Raw genomic sequence first — 23,103 nt, forward strand, 5'->3', positions numbered from 1 at the left:
CTATGAGCCAGATGTTATCCACCGTCAGTGAGCAGCTCCTGGCCCCAGGCGGCTTGACCCTGGACAGCCTGCAGAGCGTGCTGGGTGAGTTGGCTGGCCCCGGCATCGACGCCGCCGACCTGTATTTCCAGGGCCAGATCTCGGAAACCTGGGCGCTGGAAGACGGTATCGTCAAAGAGGGCAGCTTCAACCTCGACCAGGGCGTGGGCGTGCGTGCCCAGTCCGGCGAAAAAACCGGCTTCGCCTACAGCAACGCGATCAACCTTGAAGCGCTGACCTCGGCAGCCCGTGCCGCCCGTTCGATTTCCCGTGCCGGGCAAAACGGCACGGTGCAAGCCTTCCGCAGCCAGGAGGTGGCCGCTCTGTATACCGCGGACAACCCGCTGGACGTGCTCAGCCGTGCCGAAAAGGTCGAGCTGCTTAAGCGTGTCGATGCCGCCACCCGTGCCCTGGACCCGCGCATTCAGCAAGTCAGCGTGAGCATGGCCGGGGTCTGGGAACGCATTCTGATTGCCGCGGCCGATGGCAGCCTGGCTGCCGACGTACGCCCGCTGGTGCGCTTCAATGTCAGCGTCATCGTCGAGCAGAACGGCCGTCGTGAACGCGGTGGGCAGGGCGGTGGCGGGCGTACCGATTACCGCTACTTCACCGAAGAGCGGGTGATGGGCTATGCCCGCGAGGCCCTGCGCCAGGCCCTGGTGAATCTGGAAGCGATCCCGGCACCGGCCGGAACCTTGCCGGTAGTGCTGGGCTCGGGCTGGTCGGGCGTGCTGTTGCACGAGGCCGTCGGCCATGGCCTGGAAGGCGACTTCAACCGCAAGGGCAGTTCGGCGTTCAGTGGCCGCATTGGCGAGAAAGTGGCGTCGAGCCTGTGCACCATCGTCGACGATGGCACCCTCGAAGGCCGCCGCGGCTCGTTGAGCGTGGATGACGAAGGCACCCCGACCGAATGCACCACGCTGATCGAGAATGGCGTGCTCAAGGGTTACATGCAGGACAAGCTGAACGCGCGCCTGATGGGCATGGCTGTGACCGGCAACGGCCGCCGTGAATCCTACGCGCACCTGCCGATGCCACGCATGACCAACACCTACATGCGAGCCGGCGAAAGCGACCCACAGGAGATTATTGCGTCGGTGAAGAAGGGTATCTACTGCGCCAACCTCGGTGGTGGGCAGGTGGATATCACCAGCGGCAAGTTCGTGTTCTCCACCAGTGAGGCCTACCTGATCGAAGACGGCAAGATTACCGCGCCAGTGAAGGGCGCAACCCTGATCGGCAATGGTCCCGAGGCGATGAGCCGGGTTTCGATGGTCGGTAACGACCTGGCACTGGACAGCGGAGTAGGGACGTGCGGCAAGGACGGGCAGTCGGTGCCGGTTGGGGTGGGGCAGCCTACCTTGAAACTGGATGCGATTACCGTGGGCGGTACCGGGGCTTGATGGCTTCGGGAGCCATTGTAGGAGCGGGCACGCCCGCTCCTACAAGGCCCCAGTCCGTCAGCGCAACCCGCGCTGCAACTCGTCGAGGTCGCGGATGTACTTGAACACCTTGCGCGCGGCGGCAGGCGGCTTGTTCCGCGCCTTCTCGTGCTGGGCATGGCGCACCAGCGAGCGCAGCTGCTGGCGGTCGGTGTCGGGGTACTCGTTGACGAAGCGCTCGAGGTCTTCGTCGTTACCGTCGATCAACCGGTCACGCCAGCGCTCCAGGCTGTGGAAACGTTCGTTGTACTGGCGAGTCGAGCTGTCCATCTGTTCGAGCAAGGCGTGGATGGCATCGAGGTCTTGCACGCGCATGAGCTTGCCGACGAACGACATGTGGCGTTTACGGGCGCCATGAGCAGTGTGCTTGCTGGCCTCGGCCAGTGCCTTGCGCAGCTCGTCGGTCAAAGGCAGGCGCGCCAAGGTATCGGCCTTGAGGGTGGTAAGCCGCTCGCCGAGTTCGACCAGCGCATGCAGTTCGCGCTTGATCTGGGTTTTGCTTTTTTCGCCGTCGAAGGCGTCGTCGTTTGAATCAACCATGGTGGCAGTCCGCTAGAAATCGCCGCCATGATAACCAGTCGGGGGCCGCTTGTCCGGCCCGGTCGTAGAATGACCCCAAGCCGAACGCAGAATTTGAGTGGAGAGAACCATGAGTGCAGTCCAGAGCGTAGGTCCGAAAGACCTGCCAGCATTGCAGGAACAGGTCGAGGCGATCATCGCCGAGGCGCGTCGGCAGGGGGCCAGTGCCTGCGAAGTGGCGGTGTCGCTGGAGCAAGGGCTGTCCACCACCGTGCGCCAGCGTGAGGTCGAAACGGTCGAGTTCAACCGCGACCAAGGCTTTGGTATCACCCTTTATGTTGGCCAGCGCAAAGGTTCGGCCAGCACCTCGGCCAGTGGACCGGAGGCGATTCGCGAGACCGTCGCCGCAGCGTTGGCAATTGCCAGGCATACCTCCGAGGATGAATGCTCGGGCTTGGCCGACGCTGCGCTGATGGCGCGTGAAATCCCGGATCTGGACCTGTACCACGACTGGGATATCGAGCCCGAGAAGGCCATCGAAATGGCCCTGGCCTGCGAGGCAGCGGCGTTCGACGCCGACCCGCGCATCCTCAACGCCGATGGCACCACCCTCAATACCCACCAAGGCTGCCGCGTGTATGGCAACAGCCATGGATTCATCGGTGGTTACGCCTCGACCCGGCACAGCCTGAGCTGCGTGATGATTGCCGAAGGCAACGGGCAGATGCAGCGTGACTACTGGTACGACGTGAACCGCCAGGGCAACCTGCTGGCCGACCCGAGCAGCATCGGCGTGCGCGCTGCCCAGCGTGCCGCTAGCCGCCTTGGCGCCCGACCGGTGCCGACTTGCGAGGTACCGGTGCTGTTCTCGGCCGAATTGGCCGGTGGCCTGTTCGGCAGCTTCCTGTCGGCCATTTCCGGCGGCAACCTGTACCGCAAGTCGTCGTTCCTGGAGGGTACCATTGGCCAGCGCCTGTTCCCTTCCTGGCTGACCCTCGACGAACGCCCGCATATTCCGCGCGCGTTGGGCAGCGCCGCCTTCGACGGTGATGGCCTGGCCACCTATGCCAAACCGTTTGTCGACAAAGGCGAGCTGGTGTCGTACTTGCTGGGTACCTATTCGGGGCGCAAGCTGGGTTTGCCGAGTACGGCCAATTCGGGTGGTGTGCACAACCTGTTCGTCAGCCACGGTGTCGAAGATCAGGCCGCGCTGATTCGCCGCATGGGGCGCGGGCTGCTGGTGACCGAACTGATGGGGCATGGCTTGAACATGGTGACGGGGGACTATTCCCGTGGTGCGGCGGGGTTCTGGGTCGAGAATGGCGAGATTCAGCATGCCGTACAGGAAGTTACCATCGCCGGAAACATGAAGGACATGTTCCAACAGATTGTCGCGATTGGCAGCGATCTTGAGACCCGTAGCAATATTCATACGGGCTCGGTGTTGATCGAGCGGATGACCGTTGCTGGTAGCTGATCTTTAGCCTGCGCCGGCAATAGCGCGGATCCATCCGCTCCTACACGGTGGTAGACGCACATCGGGGCGGGGACACAGGCCGTTGTAGGAGCGGGTTTACCCGCGAAGAGGCCTACACAGCACTACACCTTTCTCTGCAAATCCGAAGACCCGGCCCTCGCGCCGGGTTTTTATTTCATCACCTTTTTCTTGAAGTGATTCTATTTATCACTTAATAATGAATATCATTATCCAGTAACCCGGCGATGATGTTCATGAAATCCGTCCTCCGCGAACTGCCCTACCTGGAAAACTGGCGCTGGCTCAGCCGGCGCATTCGCTGTGCGCTCGACCCCGACGAGCCGCGCCTGATCGAGCATTACCTGGCCGAAGGCCGCTATCTGGTGTGCTGCACCGAAACCTCGCCATGGACGGTGGCGCTGACAGCGTTTCGCCTGCTGCTGGATACCGCATGCGATCGCATGCTCCCCTGGCATTGGCGTTGTCTGTGCCTGGACCAGGCCTGGCGTCCTCTGCTGGACCTGCGCAACCTCGACCGCCAGGAACAGAACCAACGCTGGCAACCCTACGCCCTGCAGTTGGCCAATTGCCGTCTGCTGCCTTCGATTTCTCCCGATGAACTGATGCAAGGATTTGATGATGAGTGATACCCGTATCGAGCGTGACAGCATGGGTGAGCTGCAGGTGCCGGCCCAGGCCCTCTACGGCGCCCAGACCCAGCGCGCGGTCGACAACTTCCCGATCAGCGGCCAACGTATGCCGGCCCAGTTCATTCGTGCCTTGTTGCTGGCCAAGGCCGCTGCGGCCAAGGCCAACGTCGAACTGGAGCAACTGTCTGCCGGGCGGGGCCAGGCTATCGTCAAGGCTGTCGAGCAATTGCTGGCCGAGGACTTCATCCAGCACTTCCCGGTGGATGTGTTCCAGACAGGCTCTGGCACCAGTTCGAACATGAACGCCAATGAGGTGATCGCCACCTTGGCTACCCATGTACTGGGTGAGGCGGTCAACGCCAATGACCACGTCAACTGTGGCCAGAGCAGCAATGACATCATTCCGACCACCATCCACGTCAGCGCCGCGCTGGCCCTGCACGAGCAGTTGCTGCCAGCCCTGGCGCACCTGGTACAGGTGATCGAGGTCAAGTCGGCACAAGTACATCAATTCGTGAAGACCGGTCGTACTCACCTGATGGACGCGATGCCCGTGCGTATGAGTCAGGTGCTGGATGGCTGGGCAGCGCAAATCAATGCTGCCAAGGCGCACATCGAAGGTGTGCTGCCGCGCTTGCAGGCGCTGGCCCAGGGCGGAACCGCCGTGGGTACCGGCATCAATGCCCATCCGCAGTTCGCTGTCGGTTTCGCTCGCCAGCTCAGTGGCCTGACCAAGATCGAGTTCACGCCCGGCCAGAACCTGTTCGCACTGATCGGCTCGCAGGACACTGCCGTGGCTTTGTCTGGCCAGCTCAAGACCACCGCGGTGGCGTTGATGAAAATCGCCAACGATCTGCGCTGGATGAACTCCGGCCCGCTGGCCGGTCTGGGCGAAATCGAGCTGCAAGCTCTGCAGCCGGGCTCTTCGATCATGCCTGGCAAGGTCAACCCGGTGATCCCGGAGGCCACTGCCATGGTCGCCGCCCAAGTGATTGGCAACGACGCGACCATCGCCGTCGCAGGCCAAGCCGGTAACTTCGAGCTGAACGTGATGCTGCCGGTGATCGCCCGCAACCTGCTGGAAAGCATCGAGCTGATGACCAATGTCAGCCGCTTGCTGGCCGACAAAGCCATCGCCAGCTTCAAGGTCAACGAAGACAAACTCAAGGAAGCGCTCGCGCGCAACCCGATTCTGGTCACGGCGTTGAATCCGATCATCGGCTACCTCAAGGCCGCCGAAATCGCCAAGACCGCCTACAAGCAGGGTCGTCCAATCATCGATGTGGCGCTGGAGCACACCGACCTGTCCCGCGACCAGCTTGAAGCGCTGCTGGATCCGGAAAAACTCACCGCCGGCGGTATCTGACACTGCGTCACCGCCCAGGAGACAACCATGCAGCACTGGAAACGCACCACGGAAACCGCCAACCGCCTATTCGAACAAGGCGAACTGGTGGACGCCCGGGAACACTACCTGCAAGCCTTGGCGTTGGCCCAGGTGCTGTTCGAGCGCTGGCATGACGTGGATGAAGCGGTGGCTGCATTCGTCATCGCCCACCACAACCTGGCTGACCTGCACCTGCGCCTTAACCAGCCGCATGAAAGTGCCGACTATCTGTGCGCAGCTCATCAGCGACTGCTGCAGGCCTGCCAGGAAGCGCGCCTGCCTCAGGCACTGCGTGATGCCGCCTTGCGCCACAGTGCGCGCACTTACACCGAGCTGCTGAGTTTCATTGCCGAGTATGGCCAGTACCCGCGTACCGAGCGCTTGCTCAACCGCCACAGCGCCGGGGCCAGCGAGCTCGCTGCCCAGCCGGATGTGGCACCCAGAACCCATGCCTACGGAATTCACTGACATGCCCCATACCTTGCCTGCATTGCCATACGCCTACGATGCGCTGGAACCACACATTGATGCCCAGACAATGGAAATCCACCACACCAAGCATCACCAGACCTACGTGAACGGCCTCAATGCCGCCCTCGAAGGTACCGAGTGGGCCGAATGGCCGGTGGAAAAACTGGTCGCTGCCGTCAAGCAACTGCCGGAGAACCTGCGTGGCGCTGTGACCAACCACGGCGGCGGTCACGCCAACCACAGCCTGTTCTGGACTGTCATGTCACCTCAGGGCGGTGGCGAGCCTGTGGGCCAGCTGGCGCAAGCCGTCACAGCACAACTTGGCGGCTTCGAGGCTTTCAAGGAGGCTTTCACCAAAGCCGCGTTGACCCGCTTCGGCAGCGGTTGGGCCTGGCTCAGCGTCACGCCGCAAAAAACGTTGGTGGTGGAGAGTAGCGGCAACCAGGACAGCCCGCTGATGCACGGCAATGCCCCGATCCTGGGCCTGGACGTGTGGGAGCACGCTTACTACCTCAAGTACCAGAACCGTCGTCCGGAATACATCGGTGCCTTCTACAACGTCATTGACTGGGTGGAAGTTGAACGTCGTTACCTTGAAGCCCTGAAGTGAGTCGGACCGGTATGCGCTCTGAGGTGATGTCTGTCAGCAGTGTGCGCCTGTTCCGCCTGGCGCTTGGGACTTTGCTTTTGCTGGCTGGCGCCGCGTTACTGGTGGCACGGGGCCTCGCCTGGCTAGACCTCGATCCGCGCATGCTGCGCGCCCTGGAGGGCGGTGCTTTATGCGCGCTGGGTACGGCACTGGGCGCAGTACCGGTACTGGTCATTCGCAATATGCCCGTGGCGCTGGCGGATACGCTGCTGGGCTTCGGTGCTGGCGTGATGCTGGCGGCCACCGCGTTTTCCCTGATCATGCCGGGCCTGGCGGCGGCTCAGTCGATTGGCTTCAGCCCTTGGGGGGCAGGTGGCCTGGTCAGTTTTGGCCTGATGTTCGGGGCGTTGTGCCTGTTCCTGGTCGACCTCAAGGTATCCTGGGCTTCGCCTGAAGCGTTGGTGGGCACAGCAAACCAGCCGGTGATTGCAGCGCGCATCTGGCTGTTCGTGATTGCCATCATTGCCCACAACATCCCCGAAGGTATGGCCATTGGTGTGTCGGCCGGGGGAGGTATGGCCGACGCCGACAGCCTGGCCATGGGCATTGCCTTGCAGGATGTGCCTGAGGGGCTGGTGATCGCGCTGGTGCTGGCAGGGGCGGGCATGCCGCGCTTCAAGGCCTTCCTGATCGGCGCAGCCTCAGGCTTGGTCGAGCCGGTAGCGGCGTTGATCTGTGCCTGGCTGGTGAATGTTGCCGAACTGCTGCTGCCGCTGGGGCTGGCCTGTGCAGCAGGGGCGATGTTGCTGGTGGTCACCCAGGAAATCATCCCCGAATCGCGCAGCAACGGCCATCATCGTCTGGCCAGCCTTGGGCTGTGTACAGGCTTCTGTCTGATGATGGTGATGGATACCGCGATGTCCTGATCTTGTGCAAGCGCAGGTTTGCGAGGCCTATTCGCCTTCGTCAAAGAAATTGTTGATCAGTTCGACCAGTGCATCCATGGCGTCGTTGTCCTGCTCACCCTCGGTATGCAGGTGCACCTGGGTGCCTTTGCCTGCCGCCAGCATCATCACCGCCATGATGCTCTTGCCATCCACCAGCTTGTCCGGGGCGCGACCCACCCGTACCTGGCAGGGGAAGCGGCCGGCCACACCGACGAACTTGGCTGCCGCCCGGGCATGCAGACCCAGCTTGTTGATGATGGTGATTTCGCGGGCGGGCATCTGGGGTGGATCCTTGGGCTAGAGGTCGCGATGACGGACCTGGACGTTTTTCAGGGTTTGCTGCAGCTGTTGACCAAGGCGCTCGGTGATGTACACCGAACGGTGATGGCCGCCAGTGCAGCCGATGGCAATGGTTACGTAGGCGCGGTTGCTGGCAGCGAAGCGGGGCAACCATTTGAGCAGGTAGCTGGAGATGTCGTTGTACATGTCTTCGACATCCGGTTGTGCGGCCAGGTAGTCGATCACGGGTTGATCGAGACCTGAGTGCTCACGCAGTTCTGGTTTCCAGTAGGGGTTGGGCAGGCAGCGCACGTCAAAAACCAGGTCGGCGTCGACCGGCATGCCCCGTTTGAACCCGAACGACTCGACCAGAAACGCTGTGCCAGGCTCGGGTTGGTTGAGCAGACGCAGTTTGATCGAGTCACGCAACTGGTACAGGTTCAGGTTGGTGGTGTCGATCTTCAGGTCGGCCAGGTCGGCAATGGGGCCCAACAAATCGCTTTCCACGCGGATCGCTTCCGCGAGCGAGCGGTTGGCGTTGGTCAGGGGGTGCCGCCTGCGGGTTTCCGAGAAGCGCTTGAGAAGGACCTCTTCATCGGCATCCAGGTACAACACGTCGCACTGGATGTGCCGTGCGCGGGCTTCTTCAAGCAGCTCGGGAAAACGCATCAGGTGGCTGGGCAGGTTGCGTGCGTCGATCGAAACCGCCACCTTGGGCTGCAGCAATTCGGTGTTGATCAGTGCATTTTCCGCCAACTGCGGCAATAGCCCGGCTGGCAGATTGTCGATGCAATAGAAACCGCTGTCTTCCAGGACATCGAGGGCGGTGCTCTTGCCGGAGCCGGACCGGCCGCTGACGATGATCAGGCGCATGTTCAGTGCTCGTTCTGTACGTCCAGGACAACCTGGAACAGGGCCTCGTTGCTGGTGGCCGCACGCAGTCGATCACGGACCTCCTTGCGATCGAGCATGCTGGCGATCTGACGCAGAAGTTCAAGGTGGGCATCGGTGGCCGCTTCGGGCACCAGCAGCACAAACAGCAGGTCCACCGGCGCGCCATCGATGGCGTCGTAATCGATAGGCGCTTCCAGGTGCAGCAGGGCGCTGACTGGCGCGGAGCATCCTTCAAGCCGGCAGTGCGGGATGGCGATGCCATTGCCAAAACCGGTAGAACCGAGCTTTTCCCGGGCTACCAGTTTTTCGAAGACGTCTTGCATCTCCAGTTCTGGCACTTGGTCGGCGATGACAGTGGCGACCTTTTCCAGGGCGCGCTTCTTGCTGCCGCCCGGCACGTTCACGAGGGAACGGCCGGGGGTCAGGATGGTTTCAAGTCGGATCATGGATGAGGGGGATCAGCGGGCAGCTGCACCTTGCAGCAGGCTTTGCTGTTTTTCCTTGTGTTTTTTCAGTTGGCGGTCGAGCTTGTCGGCCAAGGCGTCGATCGCTGCATACATGTCTTCGTGTTCGGCGTTGGCTACCACTTCGCCGCCGGGAATCTGCAGGGTCGCCTCGACCTTCTGCTGAAGCTTCTCGACTTTCATGATTACCTGCACGTTGGTGATCTTGTCGAAGTGACTCTCCACGCGGGCGAGCTTTTCAAGCACGTAATCGCGCAGTGGCTGGGTGACTTCTACATGCTGTCCACTGATATTGACTTGCATACAGCTTCTCCTTTGTTGCCCGTGCATAAAGAGGCAGGTCTTGCACCTGCCACGAAAACGCTGTGGCACATCTCAGGGGCTACATCAGTCGCTTGCGTTCGCTCGACGGTGCGATGCCGAGGGACTCGCGGTACTTGGCGACGGTGCGACGGGCTACCTGGATGCCTTGTGCCTCCAGTAAACCAGCGATCTTGCTGTCACTCAATGGCTTTTTCTGATTTTCCGCCGCAACCAGTTTCTTGATGATCGCGCGGATCGCCGTGGACGAGCATTCTCCGCCTTCGGAGGTGCTGACATGGCTGGAGAAAAAGTATTTCAGTTCGTAGATGCCACGCGGGGTGTGCATGTATTTCTGCGTGGTAACCCGCGAGATGGTCGATTCGTGCATGCCTACGGCTTCGGCAATGTCATGCAGTACCAACGGCTTCATCGCTTCGTCGCCGTGGTCGAGGAAGCCGCGCTGGTGCTCGACGATCTGCGTGGCAACCTTCATCAGGGTTTCGTTACGGCTCTGCAGGCTCTTGATGAACCAGCGCGCTTCCTGCAGCTGGTTGCGCATGAAGGTGTTGTCGGCGCTGGTGTCGGCACGGCGCACGAAGCCGGCGTATTGTGGGTTGACGCGCAGGCGTGGGATGGCTTCCTGGTTCAGTTCTACCAGCCAACGGTCGCTGTCCTTGCGCACGATGACGTCGGGCACCACGTACTCGGGCTCGCTGGACTCGATCTGCGAACCAGGGCGCGGGTTAAGGCTTTGCACCAGTTCGATGACCTGGCGCAGCTCGTCTTCCTTGATTTTCATCCGCCGCATCAGCTGGCTGTAGTCACGGCTGCCGAGCAGGTCGATGAAATCGGTAACCAGGCGCTTGGCTTCGGTCATCCACGGCGTTGTAGCGGGCAGCTGGCGCAGTTGCAGCAACAGGCATTCGCCCAGGTTGCGGGCGCCGACGCCAGCCGGCTCGAACTGCTGGATGCGGTGCAGTACTGCTTCGACCTCGTCCAGCTCGATATCCAGCTCCGGGTCGAAACCGGCGCAGATTTCTTCGAGTGTGTCTTCCAGGTAGCCCTGGCCGTTGATGCTGTCGATCAGGGTCACGGCAATCAAGCGGTCGGTGTCGGACATCGGCGCCAGGTTCAACTGCCACAGCAGGTGGCTTTGCAGGCTTTCGCCGGCCGATGTGCGCGTGGTGAAGTCCCATTCGTCATCATCGTTGCTCGGCAGGCTGCTGGCGCTGGTCTGGTAGATGTCTTCCCAGGCCGTATCAACCGGGAGCTCGTTGGGGATGCGCTCGCTCCACTCACCGTCTTCCAGGTTGTCGGCGCTGACGGTGCTTTCCTGGAAACTGTTGTCCTGAACTTCGGCGGCCGGCTTGTTCTCGGCGTTGTCGGCCATCGGGTCGCTGTTGTCGAAGTCTTCGCCGTCTTCCTGACGTTCGAGCATCGGGTTCGACTCCAGCGCTTCCTGGATTTCCTGTTGGAGGTCCAGGGTAGAGAGCTGGAGCAGGCGGATGGCCTGTTGCAACTGAGGTGTCATCGTCAGTTGCTGGCCCATTTTTAGGACGAGCGATGGTTTCATGGCAGGGGCTTAATACCTTGTTCGCCGGCGCGCATGCGCCATCCACTACACGAGGGCGCCGAAGCGCCAGATCAAGCAAGTTTTATGCCTTAAATTGTAGCGTTTGCCTAGAGTACCGTAACAACTTTACCCCCAGTCTCAGGGCTGTTTGCCAGTACTTCAGGCGCGTACCGGGTCAGAGGCGGAACTCGTGACCCAGGTAAACTTCTTTGACCAAGTCGTTTGCCAGGATGGTTTCAGCGTCGCCTTCGGCGATCAGTCGGCCATCGTTGACGATATAAGCGGTTTCGCAGATATCCAGGGTTTCACGCACGTTGTGGTCGGTAATCAGTACGCCGATACCTTTGGCCTTGAGGTGGTGGATGATCTGCTTGATGTCGCCGACCGAAATCGGGTCGACACCGGCGAACGGTTCGTCCAGCAGGATGAACTTGGGTGCGGTCGCCAGGGCGCGTGCAATTTCGACGCGGCGGCGTTCACCACCGGACAGGCTCATGCCGAGGTTGTCCCGGATGTGGCTGATGTGGAACTCCTGCAGCAGGCTTTCCAGCTCTTTGCGACGGCCGTCCCGGTCGAGGTCCTTGCGGGTCTCGAGGATGGCCATGATGTTGTCGGCGACCGACAGCTTGCGGAAGATCGAGGCTTCCTGCGGCAGGTAGCCGATACCGGCGCGAGCGCGGCCGTGCATGGGCTGGTGGCTGACATCGAGGTTGTCGATCAGTACGCGGCCCTGTTCGGCCTGGACCAGCCCGACAATCATGTAGAAGCAGGTGGTCTTGCCGGCGCCGTTGGGGCCGAGCAGGCCGACGATCTGGCCGCTGTCGATAGACAGGCTGACATCACGTACTACCTGCCGCCCCTTGTAGCTCTTTGCCAGGTGCTGGGCTTTGAGGGTTGCCATTTACTCGGCCTTCTTCTTGGGCTGGATCACCATGTCGATGCGCTGACGGGGTGTTGTCACATTGCCACCACGGCCGGCGGTCGCCACCTGGGTCTGAGTGTTGTAGACGATCTTTTCGCCTTCGGTGGTATTGCCTTCGCTCTCGACCTTGGCGCGGTCGGTGAGAATGACCAAGTCCTTCTGCGACTGGTACTGGATGGTTACGCCCCAGCCTTTCATCTTGTCCGGCTTGGCTGCGCTCTGCTGCTGCTCGAAGTAGGCCAGGTTGCCCACCGAGGTCACTACGTCGATATCGCCAGAGGCGGAGCGGGTAATGGTCACGGTGTTGCCTTTGATCATCATCGAACCCTGAGTGATGATCACGTCGCCGGTGTAAGTGGCCACGCCTTGTTTGTCATCCAGGTGAGCGTTGTCGGCCTGGATGCGGATAGGCTGGTCACGGTCGTTCGGCAGGGCGAGGGCGCTCGCGCTTCCCAGTGCTGCGCTCAGGCTGAGCAAAAGGGGGAGGGTTTTAACGAGCCTCATACTGTCCTCTTACGTTAGAGAGCAAGTCCATCTTGCCTTCTTTCAAATACGCTTTCATGCCTTTGCCCGTAGTTGTGCCTCCGGCGCCGTCGATTCTAACGGCTTGCTCGGTCTGCGCATATTGCTTCTGCGGGAACACGGTCATGCGTGAGCTGGTAATGATGGTTTCACGCTGCTTTTCATCGGTGCGGGCAATCCGTACCTTGTCGATCAGTTCGACCTCGGTACCGTCAGGATTGACCTCGGCGCGCGTGCTCTGCACATGCCACGGGTACTCGGTGCCGCGGTACAGGTGCAGGTCCGGTGTGGTCACCTGGGTGACTTCGCTGGTCTTGAGGTGTTCGATCCTGTCGGCGGTCATTTCGTATTGCAGCTTGCCGTCGGGCAAGAACTGCACGCTGTGGGCGTTGATCGCGTAGTAATCGATGGCGCTTTCGTCGACTTGGGCCACGGGCTTGTCGAGGAAGCTTTCCGGGCTGACATTCCAGTAGCCAATGGCTACCAACAGGGCGGCTATCGCCCCCAGCAGCACAATGTTTCGGGCTTTCTTGCTGAGCATGGGCAGCCTTACAGGTAGTTGGCGTTGGCAGCGTCCAGGGTGCCCTGGGCCTGCATGATCAATTCGCAGAATTCACGGGCCGCGCCTTCGCCGCCACGTGCCTGGGTCACGCCGTGGGCGTGCTGGCGTACGAACGGTGCGGCGTTGGCTACGGCCATGCCCAGAGCCACCCGGCGAATCACCGGCAGGTCGGGCAGGTCGTCGCCCAGGTAAGCCACTTGATCATAGCTTAGGCCCAGTTCGGCGAGCAGGCCGTCAAGCACCACCAATTTGTCCTCCCGGCCTTGGTAGAGGTGCGGGATGCCGAGGTTACTGGCCCGGCGTTCGACCACTGGGGTCTTGCGCCCGCTGATAATGGCGGTGGTCACGCCCGAGGCCATGAGCATCTTGATGCCCTGGCCGTCGAGGGTATTGAACGTCTTGAATTCGCTGCCATCCTCGAGGAAGTACAGGCGCCCGTCGGTGAGCACGCCGTCCACGTCGAAGACTGCCAGCTTGATGCCTTTGCCGCGTTGCATGAGGTCCTGGTTCATTCCATCGCTCCTTTACATTACGCCGGCGCGCAGCAGGTCATGCATGTTCAGGGCGCCAGTCGGGCGGTCTTCACGGTCCACCACCACCAGGGCGTTGATCTTGTGGTCTTCCATTATCTTCAGGGCTTCGGCGGCGAGCATGTCGGCACGCGCAGTCTTGCCGTGAACGGTCATGACCTGGTCGATCAGGGTGGTGTGCACATCGATATTGCGGTCCAGGCTGCGGCGCAGGTCACCGTCGGTGAAGATCCCGGCCAGTTTGCCATCGGCTTCGACGATCACGGTCATGCCCAAACCTTTGTGGGACATTTCCAGCAGCGCGTCCTTGAGCAGGGTGCCGCGGGGTACTTGAGGCAGGTCGTCGCCGGCGTGCATCACGTTCTCGACCTTCAGCAGCAGGCGGCGGCCCAGCGCGCCTCCCGGGTGCGAGAAGGCGAAGTCCTCGGCGGTGAAACCGCGGGCTTCGAGCAAGGCGATGGCCAGGGCGTCGCCCAGTACCAGCGCTGCCGTGGTGGAGGAGGTGGGGGCCAGGTTCAGCGGGCAGGCCTCTTGTGCGACACGTGCGTCAAGGTTGACCTCGGCGGCCTGGGCCAGCGGCGAGTCCGGGTTGCCGGTCAGGCTGATCAGCTTGATGCCAAGGCGTTTGATGAACGGCAGCAGGGTGACGATTTCGGCGGTGCTGCCGGAGTTCGACAGCGCAAGGATGACATCATCCCGGGTGATCATGCCCATGTCGCCATGGCTGGCTTCGGCCGGATGCACGAAAAACGCCGGTGTGCCGGTGCTGGCCAGGGTCGCGGCGATCTTGTTGCCGATGTGCCCGGACTTGCCCATGCCGACCACGACGACCCGGCCCTTGCTGGTCAGAATCAGTTCGCAGGCTTTGACGAAATTGTCGTCGATGCGCGCCAAAAGGGCCTCTACGGCCTCAAGTTCCAGGCGCAGAGTGCGTTGGGCGGATTGGATCAGCTCGCTGGATTGGCTCATGTCGAAAAAGCAATGCCTGATGAAAGGGCGACGATTATACGCGCAATGATGAAAACCCTCACCTCCTCGATTGCTGCAGTGAATACCACCAAAGCCTGTCCCTGGGCTGAACGACTGCTTGCCCGGCCTTGGGGCGGGGCTGTCAGCGGTGCTATAGTTCGCCGCTATTCGGCCTGTCAGGGGTGCGTGTGCCTTCCAGATGGAGGCCGGCGTCCATTAGGACGAGGCTGCATTAGCAAGGAGTCTAGATGAGTGTGGATAGCGCCTACGCGGTCGAGTTGAAGGGTGTAACCTTCAAACGTGGTTCGCGCAGCATTTTCAGCAACGTGGACATCAGCATCCCGCGCGGCAAGGTCACCGGCATCATGGGGCCATCGGGGTGCGGCAAGACCACGTTGCTCCGCCTGATGGGCGCACAGCTGCGCCCCGCGAGCGGTGAGGTATGGGTTGCCGGGCAGAACCTGCCGACGCTGTCGCGCAGCGACCTGTTCGACGCCCGCAAGCAGATGGGCGTGCTGTTCCAGAGCGGCGCGTTGTTCACCGACCTCGATGTGTTCGAGAACGTCGCGTTCCCGCTGCGCGTGCATACTCAGCTGTCGGACGAAATGATCCGTGACATCGTGTTGATGAAGCTGCAGGCCGTGGGCCTGCGCGGTGCCATCGACCTGATGCCCGACGAGCTGTCCGGTGGCATGAAGCGCCGTGTGGCACTGGCCCGGGCGATTGCCCTGGACCCGCAGATCCTCATGTACGACGAACCGTTCGTCGGCCAGGACCCGATCGCCATGGGGGTACTGGTGCGCCTGATTCGCCTGCTCAACGATGCCCTGGGCATCACCAGCATCGTGGTTTCCCATGACCTGGCAGAAACCGCCAGCATCGCCGACTACATTTACGTGGTAGGTGACGGCCAAGTGCTGGGCCAGGGGACGCCTGATGAGCTGATGGGTTCGGACAATCCACGGATCCGCCAATTCATGAAAGGCGACCCGGATGGCCCGGTTCCCTTCCACTTTCCCGCGCCTGACTACCGCGCCGACCTGCTGGGGGCGCGTTGATGCGCAGAAAATCCTTACTCGAACGTGTCCGCCTGCTGGGCCGCTCGGCAATCGACGTGCTGGCCGTGCTCGGGCGTTCGTGCCTGTTCCTGTTCCATGCGCTGGTCGGTCGCGGTGGTATTGGCGGCGGCTTCCAGCTGCTGACCAAGCAGTTGTACTCGGTGGGTGTGCTGTCGCTGGCGATCGTCGTCGTGTCCGGTGTGTTCATCGGCATGGTGCTGGCGCTGCAGGGCTACAGCATCCTGACCAAGTACGGCTCGGAGCAGGCGGTAGGGCAGATGGTCGCCCTGACCCTGCTGCGTGAACTTGGCCCGGTGGTAACGGCGTTGCTGTTTGCCGGGCGTGCCGGTTCCGCGCTGACCGCCGAAATCGGCAACATGAAGTCCACCGAGCAGTTGTCGAGCCTGGAAATGATCGGTGTCGACCCGCTCAAGTACATCGTTGCGCCACGCCTGTGGGCCGGTTTCATCTCGCTGCCGCTGTTGGCGCTGATCTTCAGCGTGGTCGGTATCTGGGGTGGCTCGTGGGTGGCGGTGGACTGGCTGGGTGTCTACGAGGGCTCGTTCTGGGCCAACATGCAGAACAGTGTTTCTTTCACTGACGACGTGCTCAACGGGCTGGTCAAGAGCCTGGTGTTTGCTTTCGTCTCGACCTGGATCGCCGTATTCCAGGGGTACGACTGTGAGCCCACCTCAGAAGGGATCAGTCGTGCAACCACCAAGACCGTGGTCTATGCCTCGTTGGCAGTGCTGGGTCTGGACTTTATTCTGACCGCCTTGATGTTTGGAGATTTCTGATGCAAAACCGCACCCTGGAAATCGGTGTCGGCCTGTTCCTCCTGGCCGGGATCCTGGCGCTGCTGCTGCTGGCCCTGCGTGTCAGCGGGCTGTCGGCCAGCCCGAGCAGCGATACCTATAAAGTTTATGCTTACTTCGACAATATCGCCGGTTTGACGGTCAGAGCTAAAGTGACCATGGCCGGTGTGACCATCGGCAAGGTCACCGCCATCGATCTGGACCGTGATTCCTACACCGGTCGGGTGACGTTGCAGCTGGACAAGTCGGTCGATAACCTGCCGACCGACTCCACTGCCTCGATCCTGACCGCCGGTTTGCTTGGTGAGAAGTACATCGGCATCAGCGTTGGCGGTGAAGACGACGTTCTCAAGGATGGTGCAACCATCCATGACACTCAGTCGGCACTGGTGCTGGAGGATCTGATTGGCAAGTTCCTGCTCAACTCTGTTGGCAAGGAACCGAAAGAAGCGCAACCGGCTAATTAAGGAGTACCCATGATTTCGATCCTGCGACGTGGCTTGCTGGTGCTGCTGGCGGCCTTCCCCCTGCTGGCCCTGGCTGTGCAGACACCGCACGAAGTGGTTCAAAGCACCACCAATGAACTGCTCGGCGACCTCAAGGCCAACAAGGAACAGTACAAGTCCAACCCCAACGCCTTCTATGACTCGCTCAACCGCATTCTCGGCCCGGTGGTGGATGCCGACGGTATCTCGCGGAGCATCATGACCGTGAAGTACTCGCGCAAGGCGACCCCGGAGCAGATGCAGCGCTTCCAGGAAAACTTCAAGCGCAGCCTGATGCAGTTTTATGGCAATGCCTTGCTCGAGTACAACAACCAGGGCATCACTGTCGACCCGGCTAAAGCCGATGACGGCAAGCGCGCCAGTGTCGGCATGAAGGTTACCGGCAACAACGGTGCCGTGTACCCCGTGCAGTACACCCTGGAGAACATTGGCGGCGAGTGGAAGGTGCGTAACGTGATCGTCAACGGCATCAACATCGGCAAGCTGTTCCGTGACCAGTTCGCCGATGCCATGCAGCGCAACGGCAATGACCTGGACAAGACCATCGACGGCTGGGCTGGCGAAGTGGCCAAGGCCAAGCAGGCTGCCGACAACTCGCCAGAGAAGACCGTCAAATGAGCGAGGCCGCTGTAAGCATGGCAGAGCCGGGCGTGCTGCGTCTGGCTGGCGTGCTGGATTACCGCAGCGGCCCGGCCTTGCGCAAGCAAGGCAAGGTGCTGATCGATGGCTCGCGCGAGCCGCGACTGGTGCTTGATTGCTCGGCTGTCGAGAAGTCGTCGAGTGTCGGCTTGTCGTTATTGCTTGCGTACATGCGTGATGCTCAGGCCACTGGCAAGGCGTGCGAAGTGCGTGGCATGCCTGACGACATGCGGGAAATTGCCGAGGTCTATGATCTCGATGAAGTGCTGGCAAGCTAGTGGCCAGGCACGGATGATGGCCCCTCGGTCAGCGAAGCCTTCGTTGGGCTTCGCAGGCGAGGGGCTTTTTTGTATGATGGCCGACCCGTGCGCATCGGGCGCCGATTGAGGTTGAGCATGCAGGCCGTAGAAGTTAAAAGCTTCCTTGAAGAGAAATTGCCGGGTTCCCGGGTCGAAGTTGAAGGCGAAGGCTGCAACTTCCAGTTGAACGTGATCAGCGACGAGTTGGCTGGCCTGAGTCCGGTCAAACGCCAGCAGGCGATCTATGCTCACCTGAATCCGTGGATCGCCAATGGCAGCATCCATGCGGTAACCATGAAATTTTTCAGCAGCGCAGCCTGGGCTGAGCGCACCTGAGCCAACTTGGCGGCGAGACTCCAATGGACAAACTGATTATTACTGGCGGCGCTCGCCTTGACGGCGAGATCCGCATTTCGGGCGCGAAAAACGCAGCCCTGCCGATTCTGGCAGCGACCCTGCTGGCCGATGGCCCGGTCACCGTGGGCAACCTGCCGCACCTGCACGACATCACCACCATGATCGAGCTGTTCGGGCGCATGGGCATCGAGCCTGTGATCGACGAAAAGCTGTCGGTGGAGATCGATCCACGCACCATCAAGACCCTGGTCGCGCCGTACGAGCTGGTCAAGACCATGCGCGCCTCGATCCTGGTGCTGGGCCCGATGGTTGCCCGTTTCGGCGAAGCCGAAGTGGCCCTGCCTGGCGGTTGCGCCATTGGCTCGCGCCCGGTCGATCTGCACATCCGTGGCCTTGAGGCCATGGGGGCGAAGATCGAAGTGGAAGGCGGCTACATCAAGGCCAAGGCGCCTGAAGGTGGCCTGCGTGGCGCGCACTTCTTCTTCGACACCGTCAGCGTGACCGGTACCGAGAACATCATGATGGCCGCTGCCTTGGCCAAGGGCCGCAGCGTGTTGCAGAACGCCGCGCGTGAGCCTGAAGTGGTCGATCTGGCCAACTTCATCAACGCCATGGGCGGGAACATTCAGGGCGCAGGTACCGACACCATCACCATCGACGGTGTCGAACGACTGGATTCGGCCAACTACCGCGTCATGCCGGACCGCATCGAGACCGGTACCTACCTGGTTGCCGCTGCCGTGACCGGTGGCCGCGTCAAGGTCAAGGACACCGACCCTACCATCCTTGAAGCCGTGCTTGAAAAACTCAAGGAAGCGGGTGCCGACATCAACACCGGCGAGGACTGGATCGAACTGGACATGCATGGCAAGCGGCCGAAAGCCGTGAACCTGCGTACTGCCCCGTATCCGGCGTTCCCGACCGACATGCAGGCGCAGTTCATCTCGCTGAACGCCATTGCCGAAGGCACTGGCGCGGTAATCGAGACCATCTTCGAAAACCGCTTCATGCATGTTTACGAAATGCACCGCATGGGCGCGCAGATCCAGGTCGAAGGCAACACCGCCATCGTCACTGGCGTCAAGGCGCTGAAGGGTGCCCCGGTCATGGCCACCGACCTGCGTGCTTCCGCCAGCCTGGTGCTGTCGGCGCTGGTTGCCGAAGGCGATACCCTGATCGATCGCATCTACCACATCGACCGTGGTTACGAGTGCATCGAGGAAAAACTGCAGATGCTCGGCGCGAAAATCCGCCGCGTACCGGGCTAGTACCCCGCGGGTGCAAGGACGCACCTTTTGAATTGAATGCGGCCAGGTCGATGACCTGGCCGGCAGCAGCCGCTTAAGGACCGACGTTCCAATGTTGACCATCGCGCTTTCCAAAGGCCGTATTCTCGACGATACCTTGCCGTTGCTCGCCGAGGCCGGCATCGTGCCGACCGAAAACCCGGACAAGAGCCGCAAACTGATCATCCCCACCACGCAGGACGATGTGCGCCTGCTGATCGTGCGTGCCACCGACGTGCCGACCTATGTCGAGCATGGTGCTGCCGACCTGGGTGTGGCCGGCAAGGACGTGCTGATGGAGTACGGCGGCCAGGGCCTGTATGAGCCCCTGGACCTGCAGATTGCTCAATGCAAGCTGATGACTGCGGGCGTAGTCGGCGCAGCCGAGCCCAAGGGCCGCCTGCGTGTGGCCACCAAGTTCGTCAACGTAGCCAAGCGTTACTATGCCGAACAAGGTCGCCAGGTCGACATCATCAAGCTGTATGGCTCGATGGAGCTGGCGCCGCTGATCAACCTTGCCGACAAGATCATCGACGTGGTCGACACCGGCAATACCCTGCGTGCCAACGGCCTGGAACCTCAGGAACTGATCGCCACGATCAGCTCGCGCCTGGTGGTCAACAAAGCCTCCATGAAAATGCAGCACGCCCGTATCCAGAGCCTGATCGACACGCTGCGTCAAGCGGTCGAATCGCGACACCGCGGTTGACTCCTGCGCGCGACCTTCGCTGTCGCGCCCGTCTATCCGCGTCATAGCCATTTTTCTCGGGTGCCCGCGCGGATGGACTGGTAGCTTGGGATTGTGCGAAAAGTCGCCGAGCGGCGATCATGCAAGAACGAAAACAGGCGAGGAACGGCCGGGGTCGCGCCCCACTTTGCTGGTTGCAAATGAGCATTCCGAGCCTGTTTTTAACGTAGCATGATCGTCGCGCAGGCACTTTTCGCACAATCCCCTAGGGCGCCTGAGCATTCGCTAATATTACGAGGCCCTCGCCATGACCGTGTCCACTGCAATTGCCCGTCTCAACGCCGCTGATCCGGATTTCGCCCGACATCTGGATCATCTGCTGAGCTGGGAAAGTGTGTCCGATGACGCGGTCAATCAGCGCGTGCTCGACATCATCAAGGCCGTGCGTGAACGCGGTGATGCGGCGCTGGTGGAATTCACCCAGCGCTTCGATGGTGTTGACGCCAAGTCGATTGACGACCTGATCCTCAATCGCGCGCGCCTGGAACTGGCGCTGACCCGTATTACCCCGGTCCAGCGCGAGGCCCTGGAAAAGGCCGCCAACCGTGTGCGCATTTATCACGAGCGGCAGAAGCAGGATTCCTGGCAGTACACCGAGGCCGACGGCACCGTGCTCGGCCAGAAGGTCACCCCGCTGGACCGTGCTGGCCTGTATGTGCCGGGCGGCAAGGCGTCGTACCCGTCGTCGGTGCTGATGAACGCCATCCCGGCCAAGGTTGCCGGCGTGGCTGAAGTGGTGATGGTGGTACCGACCCCGCGTGGTGAGGTCAACGAGCTGGTGCTGGCGGCTGCCTGCATCGCCGGTGTCGACCGGGTGTTCACCGTCGGTGGTGCCCAGGCCGTGGCTGCGCTGGCCTACGGTACTGAAAGCGTGCCGCAGGTGGACAAGATCGTCGGCCCGGGCAACATCTACGTTGCCACCGCCAAACGCCACGTGTTCGGCCAGGTCGGCATTGACATGATCGCCGGCCCCTCGGAAATTCTCGTGGTGTGCGACGGTCAGACCGACCCGGACTGGATTGCCATGGACCTGTTCTCCCAGGCCGAGCACGACGAAGACGCCCAGGCCATCCTGGTCAGCCCGGATGCCGCCTTCCTCGATCGTGTGGCTGCCAGCATCGACAAGCTGATGCCGACCATGGAACGTGCCGATATCATCGAGAAGTCGATCAATGGCCGTGGTGCGCTGATCCAGGTGCGTGACATGCAGCAGGCCATGGACGTGGCCAACCGCATTGCACCGGAGCACCTGGAGCTGTCGGTGGCCGACCCGCAAGCCTGGCTGCCACACATTCGCCACGCTGGCGCGATCTTCATGGGCCGCCACACCAGCGAAGCGCTGGGCGATTACTGCGCTGGCCCTAACCACGTGCTGCCCACTTCAGGTACCGCGCGTTTTTCGTCGCCGCTGGGGGTGTATGACTTCCAGAAGCGTTCGTCGATCATCTTCTGCTCCGAACAGGGCGCGTCCGAACTGGGCCACACTGCCTCGGTCCTGGCTCGTGGCGAGTCGCTGACCGCCCACGCCCGCAGCGCTGAATACCGTATCCTGACCCAAGAGAAGGGGAACTGAGCATGAGTCGATTCTGGAGCCCCTTCGTCAAGGACCTGGTGCCTTACGTGCCGGGCGAGCAACCCAAGCTGGCCCGCCTGGTCAAACTGAACACCAACGAAAACCCCTATGGCCCGTCGCCCAAGGCCCTGGAGGCCATGCGCGGCGAGCTGAACGATAACCTGCGCCTGTACCCGGACCCGAACGGTGACCGTCTCAAGCAAGCGGTGGCCGAGTACTACGGCGTGACCCCGGCGCAAGTGTTTGTCGGCAACGGCTCGGACGAGGTGCTGGCGCACATCTTCCACGGCCTGTTCCAGCACGATGCGCCCCTGCTGTTCCCGGACATCAGCTACAGCTTCTACCCGGTGTACTGCGGCCTGTACGGCATTGCCTTCGAACAGGTGGCGCTGGATGAGCAGTTCCAGATCCGCATTGAGGACTACAAAAAGCCCAACGCTGGCATCATCTTCCCCAACCCCAACGCGCCGACCGGTTGCCTGATGCCGTTGCAGGTGGTGGAGCAGCTGCTGCAGGCCAACCGTGATTCGGTGGTGGTGGTGGATGAGGCCTACATCGATTTCGGTGGTGAAACGGCGATCAGCCTGGTGGACCGCTACGATAACCTGCTGGTTACCCAGACGCTGTCGAAGTCGCGCTCGCTGGCGGGGCTGCGAGTGGGCCTGGCGGTGGGGCACCCGGACCTGATCGAGGCCTTGGAGCGGATCAAGAACAGCTTCAACTCCTATCCGCTTGACCGTGCAGCTATCGTCGGTGCGGCGGTGGCGTTCGAAGACCGTGAGTACTTCGAGGACACCTGCCGCAAGGTGATAGACAGCCGGGAGGTGTTGGTTGGTCAGCTGCAGGCCAAGGGCTTTGAGGTGCTGCCGTCGGCTGCCAACTTCATCTTCGCCCGCCACCCGCAGCAGGATGCCGGCGAGCTGGCGGCACGCTTGCGCGAGCAGGGCGTGATCGTGCGTCACTTCAAGCAGCCGCGTATTGCCCAGTTCCTGCGGATTACCATCGGTACGCCGGAAATGAACCAGGCACTGCTGGATGCGTTGAGTTGACGTGTAGGAGCGGGTTTACCCGCGAATACGGTAGCGGCGGCAGCGGCGAACGGTCGGTTGAAATTGGCCAGCAGGCCCGGCCCATTCGCGGGTGAACCCGCTCCTACAACAGCCTGTGCGCGTCTGAGCTGCGCCCCAGATGTTGGACGGTCGGTGCTAGGCTACCTCAGCTTGAGTTCTGTAAGCCACAGGACTCAGGCCGTTGAGTTTCATTTTAATGCGGTCATGGTTGTA

The 23,103-nt window shown here is 61.5% G+C and carries 29 protein-coding genes; 17 read left to right on the forward strand and 12 right to left on the reverse strand.

Annotated features, from left to right (window positions below):
* Window positions 1-2: 2 nt before the first annotated feature.
* Window positions 3-1,442, forward strand: coding sequence for a metalloprotease TldD (gene tldD, locus I8746_RS25225; protein ID WP_003255154.1), 1,440 nt, complete (start codon window positions 3-5; stop codon window positions 1,440-1,442).
* A 57-nt stretch (window positions 1,443-1,499) separates the two neighbouring features.
* Here the strand turns inward: tldD and yjgA are convergent, their stop codons facing one another.
* Window positions 1,500-2,021 (reverse strand): ribosome biogenesis factor YjgA, encoded by a 522-nt coding sequence (gene yjgA, locus I8746_RS25230; protein ID WP_003255152.1) that lies wholly within the window; start codon window positions 2,019-2,021, stop codon window positions 1,500-1,502.
* Between the two features lie 109 nt (window positions 2,022-2,130).
* Here yjgA and pmbA point away from each other — a divergent pair, with 109 nt between their 5' ends.
* The 6 genes from pmbA (at window position 2,131) to I8746_RS25260 (ending at window position 7,500) form a co-directional block, all read left to right on the forward strand.
* Complete coding sequence (pmbA, locus tag I8746_RS25235) at window positions 2,131-3,477, forward strand: metalloprotease PmbA (protein WP_221101159.1); 1,347 nt, start codon at window positions 2,131-2,133, stop codon at window positions 3,475-3,477.
* A gap of 245 nt (window positions 3,478-3,722) precedes the next feature.
* Window positions 3,723-4,124 carry a hypothetical protein gene (locus I8746_RS25240; RefSeq protein ID WP_012051310.1) on the forward strand — a complete coding sequence of 134 codons (402 nt, stop codon included), beginning with the start codon at window positions 3,723-3,725 and terminating at the stop codon, window positions 4,122-4,124.
* Window positions 4,117-5,493, forward strand: a complete 1,377-nt coding sequence (locus tag I8746_RS25245) for a lyase family protein (RefSeq protein WP_221101160.1) — start codon at window positions 4,117-4,119, stop codon at window positions 5,491-5,493. Before I8746_RS25240 ends, I8746_RS25245 begins: the two co-directional genes overlap by 8 nt.
* Window positions 5,494-5,520: 27 nt before the next feature.
* Window positions 5,521-5,982, forward strand: coding sequence for a hypothetical protein (locus I8746_RS25250; RefSeq protein WP_019750558.1), 462 nt, complete (start codon window positions 5,521-5,523; stop codon window positions 5,980-5,982).
* Between the two features lies 1 nt (window position 5,983).
* A complete protein-coding gene (locus tag I8746_RS25255) occupies window positions 5,984-6,595 on the forward strand; it encodes a superoxide dismutase (RefSeq protein ID WP_003255144.1) in 612 nt (203 codons plus the stop codon).
* 11 nt (window positions 6,596-6,606) lie between these two features.
* On the forward strand, window positions 6,607-7,500 hold the full coding sequence (locus tag I8746_RS25260) for a ZIP family metal transporter (RefSeq protein ID WP_003255142.1): 894 nt from the start codon (window positions 6,607-6,609) through the stop codon (window positions 7,498-7,500).
* 27 nt (window positions 7,501-7,527) lie between these two features.
* Here I8746_RS25260 and I8746_RS25265 read toward each other — a convergent pair whose 3' ends face one another.
* The 10 genes from I8746_RS25265 to I8746_RS25310 form a co-directional block, all read right to left on the reverse strand.
* Window positions 7,528-7,800 carry an HPr family phosphocarrier protein gene (locus I8746_RS25265; RefSeq protein WP_003255140.1) on the reverse strand — a complete coding sequence of 91 codons (273 nt, stop codon included), beginning with the start codon at window positions 7,798-7,800 and terminating at the stop codon, window positions 7,528-7,530.
* A gap of 18 nt (window positions 7,801-7,818) precedes the next feature.
* Window positions 7,819-8,673: an RNase adapter RapZ gene (gene rapZ, locus I8746_RS25270; protein WP_003255139.1), complete on the reverse strand. Its 855-nt coding sequence runs from the start codon at window positions 8,671-8,673 to the stop codon at window positions 7,819-7,821.
* A gap of 2 nt (window positions 8,674-8,675) precedes the next feature.
* Complete coding sequence (ptsN, locus tag I8746_RS25275) at window positions 8,676-9,140, reverse strand: PTS IIA-like nitrogen regulatory protein PtsN (RefSeq protein WP_003255137.1); 465 nt, start codon at window positions 9,138-9,140, stop codon at window positions 8,676-8,678.
* Between the two features lie 12 nt (window positions 9,141-9,152).
* Window positions 9,153-9,461, reverse strand: a complete 309-nt coding sequence (gene hpf, locus I8746_RS25280; RefSeq protein ID WP_003255135.1) for a ribosome hibernation-promoting factor, HPF/YfiA family — start codon at window positions 9,459-9,461, stop codon at window positions 9,153-9,155.
* Between the two features lie 79 nt (window positions 9,462-9,540).
* A complete protein-coding gene (locus I8746_RS25285; RefSeq protein ID WP_003255133.1) occupies window positions 9,541-11,034 on the reverse strand; it encodes an RNA polymerase factor sigma-54 in 1,494 nt (497 codons plus the stop codon).
* 175 nt (window positions 11,035-11,209) lie between these two features.
* Entirely contained in the window at window positions 11,210-11,935 is a 726-nt protein-coding gene (gene lptB / locus I8746_RS25290; protein WP_003255132.1) for an LPS export ABC transporter ATP-binding protein, read from the reverse strand.
* A complete protein-coding gene (gene lptA / locus I8746_RS25295; protein ID WP_003255131.1) occupies window positions 11,936-12,460 on the reverse strand; it encodes a lipopolysaccharide transport periplasmic protein LptA in 525 nt (174 codons plus the stop codon).
* Window positions 12,447-13,019, reverse strand: coding sequence for an LPS export ABC transporter periplasmic protein LptC (lptC, locus tag I8746_RS25300; RefSeq protein WP_012051313.1), 573 nt, complete (start codon window positions 13,017-13,019; stop codon window positions 12,447-12,449). Before lptC ends, lptA begins: the two co-directional genes overlap by 14 nt.
* An 8-nt stretch (window positions 13,020-13,027) precedes the next feature.
* Complete coding sequence (locus tag I8746_RS25305; RefSeq protein ID WP_003255129.1) at window positions 13,028-13,552, reverse strand: HAD family hydrolase; 525 nt, start codon at window positions 13,550-13,552, stop codon at window positions 13,028-13,030.
* Between the two features lie 12 nt (window positions 13,553-13,564).
* Window positions 13,565-14,539 carry an SIS domain-containing protein gene (locus I8746_RS25310; protein ID WP_088512971.1) on the reverse strand — a complete coding sequence of 325 codons (975 nt, stop codon included), beginning with the start codon at window positions 14,537-14,539 and terminating at the stop codon, window positions 13,565-13,567.
* A 248-nt stretch (window positions 14,540-14,787) separates the two neighbouring features.
* Between I8746_RS25310 and I8746_RS25315 the strand changes: the two genes are divergently transcribed.
* The 10 genes from I8746_RS25315 (at window position 14,788) to hisC (ending at window position 22,869) form a co-directional block, all read left to right on the forward strand.
* A complete protein-coding gene (locus tag I8746_RS25315) occupies window positions 14,788-15,597 on the forward strand; it encodes an ATP-binding cassette domain-containing protein (RefSeq protein ID WP_003255127.1) in 810 nt (269 codons plus the stop codon).
* A complete protein-coding gene (gene mlaE, locus I8746_RS25320) occupies window positions 15,597-16,394 on the forward strand; it encodes a lipid asymmetry maintenance ABC transporter permease subunit MlaE (protein WP_003255125.1) in 798 nt (265 codons plus the stop codon). The genes I8746_RS25315 and mlaE overlap by 1 nt, the downstream gene beginning before the upstream one ends.
* Complete coding sequence (mlaD, locus tag I8746_RS25325; RefSeq protein ID WP_014755441.1) at window positions 16,394-16,879, forward strand: outer membrane lipid asymmetry maintenance protein MlaD; 486 nt, start codon at window positions 16,394-16,396, stop codon at window positions 16,877-16,879. The genes mlaE and mlaD overlap by 1 nt, the downstream gene beginning before the upstream one ends.
* A gap of 9 nt (window positions 16,880-16,888) precedes the next feature.
* Window positions 16,889-17,536, forward strand: coding sequence for a phospholipid-binding protein MlaC (locus I8746_RS25330; protein ID WP_003255123.1), 648 nt, complete (start codon window positions 16,889-16,891; stop codon window positions 17,534-17,536).
* Entirely contained in the window at window positions 17,533-17,835 is a 303-nt protein-coding gene (locus I8746_RS25335; protein WP_003255122.1) for a lipid asymmetry maintenance protein MlaB, read from the forward strand. The genes I8746_RS25330 and I8746_RS25335 overlap by 4 nt, the downstream gene beginning before the upstream one ends.
* 117 nt (window positions 17,836-17,952) lie before the next feature.
* Window positions 17,953-18,192 (forward strand): BolA family protein, encoded by a 240-nt coding sequence (locus tag I8746_RS25340; RefSeq protein WP_003255121.1) that lies wholly within the window; start codon window positions 17,953-17,955, stop codon window positions 18,190-18,192.
* 23 nt (window positions 18,193-18,215) lie between these two features.
* Window positions 18,216-19,481 (forward strand): UDP-N-acetylglucosamine 1-carboxyvinyltransferase, encoded by a 1,266-nt coding sequence (gene murA, locus I8746_RS25345; RefSeq protein WP_003255119.1) that lies wholly within the window; start codon window positions 18,216-18,218, stop codon window positions 19,479-19,481.
* A 91-nt stretch (window positions 19,482-19,572) separates the two neighbouring features.
* On the forward strand, window positions 19,573-20,208 hold the full coding sequence (gene hisG / locus I8746_RS25350) for an ATP phosphoribosyltransferase (RefSeq protein ID WP_003255118.1): 636 nt from the start codon (window positions 19,573-19,575) through the stop codon (window positions 20,206-20,208).
* Between the two features lie 286 nt (window positions 20,209-20,494).
* Window positions 20,495-21,820 (forward strand): histidinol dehydrogenase, encoded by a 1,326-nt coding sequence (hisD, locus tag I8746_RS25355; protein WP_003255117.1) that lies wholly within the window; start codon window positions 20,495-20,497, stop codon window positions 21,818-21,820.
* 2 nt (window positions 21,821-21,822) lie between these two features.
* The gene (hisC, locus tag I8746_RS25360) at window positions 21,823-22,869 is read left to right on the forward strand and encodes a histidinol-phosphate transaminase (protein ID WP_004574500.1); all 1,047 of its coding nucleotides are present in this window, start codon (window positions 21,823-21,825) and stop codon (window positions 22,867-22,869) included.
* Between the two features lie 156 nt (window positions 22,870-23,025).
* Here the strand turns inward: hisC and I8746_RS27685 are convergent.
* On the reverse strand, window positions 23,026-23,103 hold a 78-nt coding region (locus I8746_RS27685; RefSeq protein ID WP_221100889.1), incomplete at its 5' end, for an IS3 family transposase.

The sequence above is a fragment of the Pseudomonas sp. USTB-Z genome, assembly GCF_019691255.1.
Lineage (GTDB): Bacteria > Pseudomonadota > Gammaproteobacteria > Pseudomonadales > Pseudomonadaceae > Aquipseudomonas > Aquipseudomonas alloputida.

Excerpts from the sequence above, each read along its gene's own strand:
- lptA (WP_003255131.1), bottom strand. The coding sequence starts at position 12,460 with ATGAGGCTCGTTAAAACCCTCCCCCTTTTGCTCAGCCTGAGCGCAGCA.
- I8746_RS25330 (WP_003255123.1), top strand. The coding sequence starts at position 16,889 with ATGATTTCGATCCTGCGACGTGGCTTGCTGGTGCTGCTGGCGGCCTTC.
- I8746_RS25250 (WP_019750558.1), top strand. The coding sequence starts at position 5,521 with ATGCAGCACTGGAAACGCACCACGGAAACCGCCAACCGCCTATTCGAA.
- rapZ (WP_003255139.1), bottom strand. The coding sequence starts at position 8,673 with ATGCGCCTGATCATCGTCAGCGGCCGGTCCGGCTCCGGCAAGAGCACC.
- murA (WP_003255119.1), top strand. The coding sequence starts at position 18,216 with ATGGACAAACTGATTATTACTGGCGGCGCTCGCCTTGACGGCGAGATC.
- lptB (WP_003255132.1), bottom strand. The coding sequence starts at position 11,935 with ATGGCAACCCTCAAAGCCCAGCACCTGGCAAAGAGCTACAAGGGGCGG.
- tldD (WP_003255154.1), top strand. The coding sequence starts at position 3 with ATGAGCCAGATGTTATCCACCGTCAGTGAGCAGCTCCTGGCCCCAGGC.
- hisG (WP_003255118.1), top strand. The coding sequence starts at position 19,573 with ATGTTGACCATCGCGCTTTCCAAAGGCCGTATTCTCGACGATACCTTG.
- pmbA (WP_221101159.1), top strand. The coding sequence starts at position 2,131 with ATGAGTGCAGTCCAGAGCGTAGGTCCGAAAGACCTGCCAGCATTGCAG.
- mlaD (WP_014755441.1), top strand. The coding sequence starts at position 16,394 with ATGCAAAACCGCACCCTGGAAATCGGTGTCGGCCTGTTCCTCCTGGCC.
- I8746_RS25285 (WP_003255133.1), bottom strand. The coding sequence starts at position 11,034 with ATGAAACCATCGCTCGTCCTAAAAATGGGCCAGCAACTGACGATGACA.
- I8746_RS25260 (WP_003255142.1), top strand. The coding sequence starts at position 6,607 with ATGCGCTCTGAGGTGATGTCTGTCAGCAGTGTGCGCCTGTTCCGCCTG.
- ptsN (WP_003255137.1), bottom strand. The coding sequence starts at position 9,140 with ATGATCCGACTTGAAACCATCCTGACCCCCGGCCGTTCCCTCGTGAAC.
- lptC (WP_012051313.1), bottom strand. The coding sequence starts at position 13,019 with ATGCTCAGCAAGAAAGCCCGAAACATTGTGCTGCTGGGGGCGATAGCC.
- I8746_RS25340 (WP_003255121.1), top strand. The coding sequence starts at position 17,953 with ATGCAGGCCGTAGAAGTTAAAAGCTTCCTTGAAGAGAAATTGCCGGGT.
- mlaE (WP_003255125.1), top strand. The coding sequence starts at position 15,597 with ATGCGCAGAAAATCCTTACTCGAACGTGTCCGCCTGCTGGGCCGCTCG.
- hisD (WP_003255117.1), top strand. The coding sequence starts at position 20,495 with ATGACCGTGTCCACTGCAATTGCCCGTCTCAACGCCGCTGATCCGGAT.
- I8746_RS25265 (WP_003255140.1), bottom strand. The coding sequence starts at position 7,800 with ATGCCCGCCCGCGAAATCACCATCATCAACAAGCTGGGTCTGCATGCC.
- I8746_RS25255 (WP_003255144.1), top strand. The coding sequence starts at position 5,984 with ATGCCCCATACCTTGCCTGCATTGCCATACGCCTACGATGCGCTGGAA.
- I8746_RS25315 (WP_003255127.1), top strand. The coding sequence starts at position 14,788 with ATGAGTGTGGATAGCGCCTACGCGGTCGAGTTGAAGGGTGTAACCTTC.
- I8746_RS25305 (WP_003255129.1), bottom strand. The coding sequence starts at position 13,552 with ATGAACCAGGACCTCATGCAACGCGGCAAAGGCATCAAGCTGGCAGTC.
- hisC (WP_004574500.1), top strand. The coding sequence starts at position 21,823 with ATGAGTCGATTCTGGAGCCCCTTCGTCAAGGACCTGGTGCCTTACGTG.
- I8746_RS25240 (WP_012051310.1), top strand. The coding sequence starts at position 3,723 with ATGATGTTCATGAAATCCGTCCTCCGCGAACTGCCCTACCTGGAAAAC.
- I8746_RS25335 (WP_003255122.1), top strand. The coding sequence starts at position 17,533 with ATGAGCGAGGCCGCTGTAAGCATGGCAGAGCCGGGCGTGCTGCGTCTG.
- I8746_RS25310 (WP_088512971.1), bottom strand. The coding sequence starts at position 14,539 with ATGAGCCAATCCAGCGAGCTGATCCAATCCGCCCAACGCACTCTGCGC.
- yjgA (WP_003255152.1), bottom strand. The coding sequence starts at position 2,021 with ATGGTTGATTCAAACGACGACGCCTTCGACGGCGAAAAAAGCAAAACC.
- I8746_RS25245 (WP_221101160.1), top strand. The coding sequence starts at position 4,117 with ATGAGTGATACCCGTATCGAGCGTGACAGCATGGGTGAGCTGCAGGTG.
- hpf (WP_003255135.1), bottom strand. The coding sequence starts at position 9,461 with ATGCAAGTCAATATCAGTGGACAGCATGTAGAAGTCACCCAGCCACTG.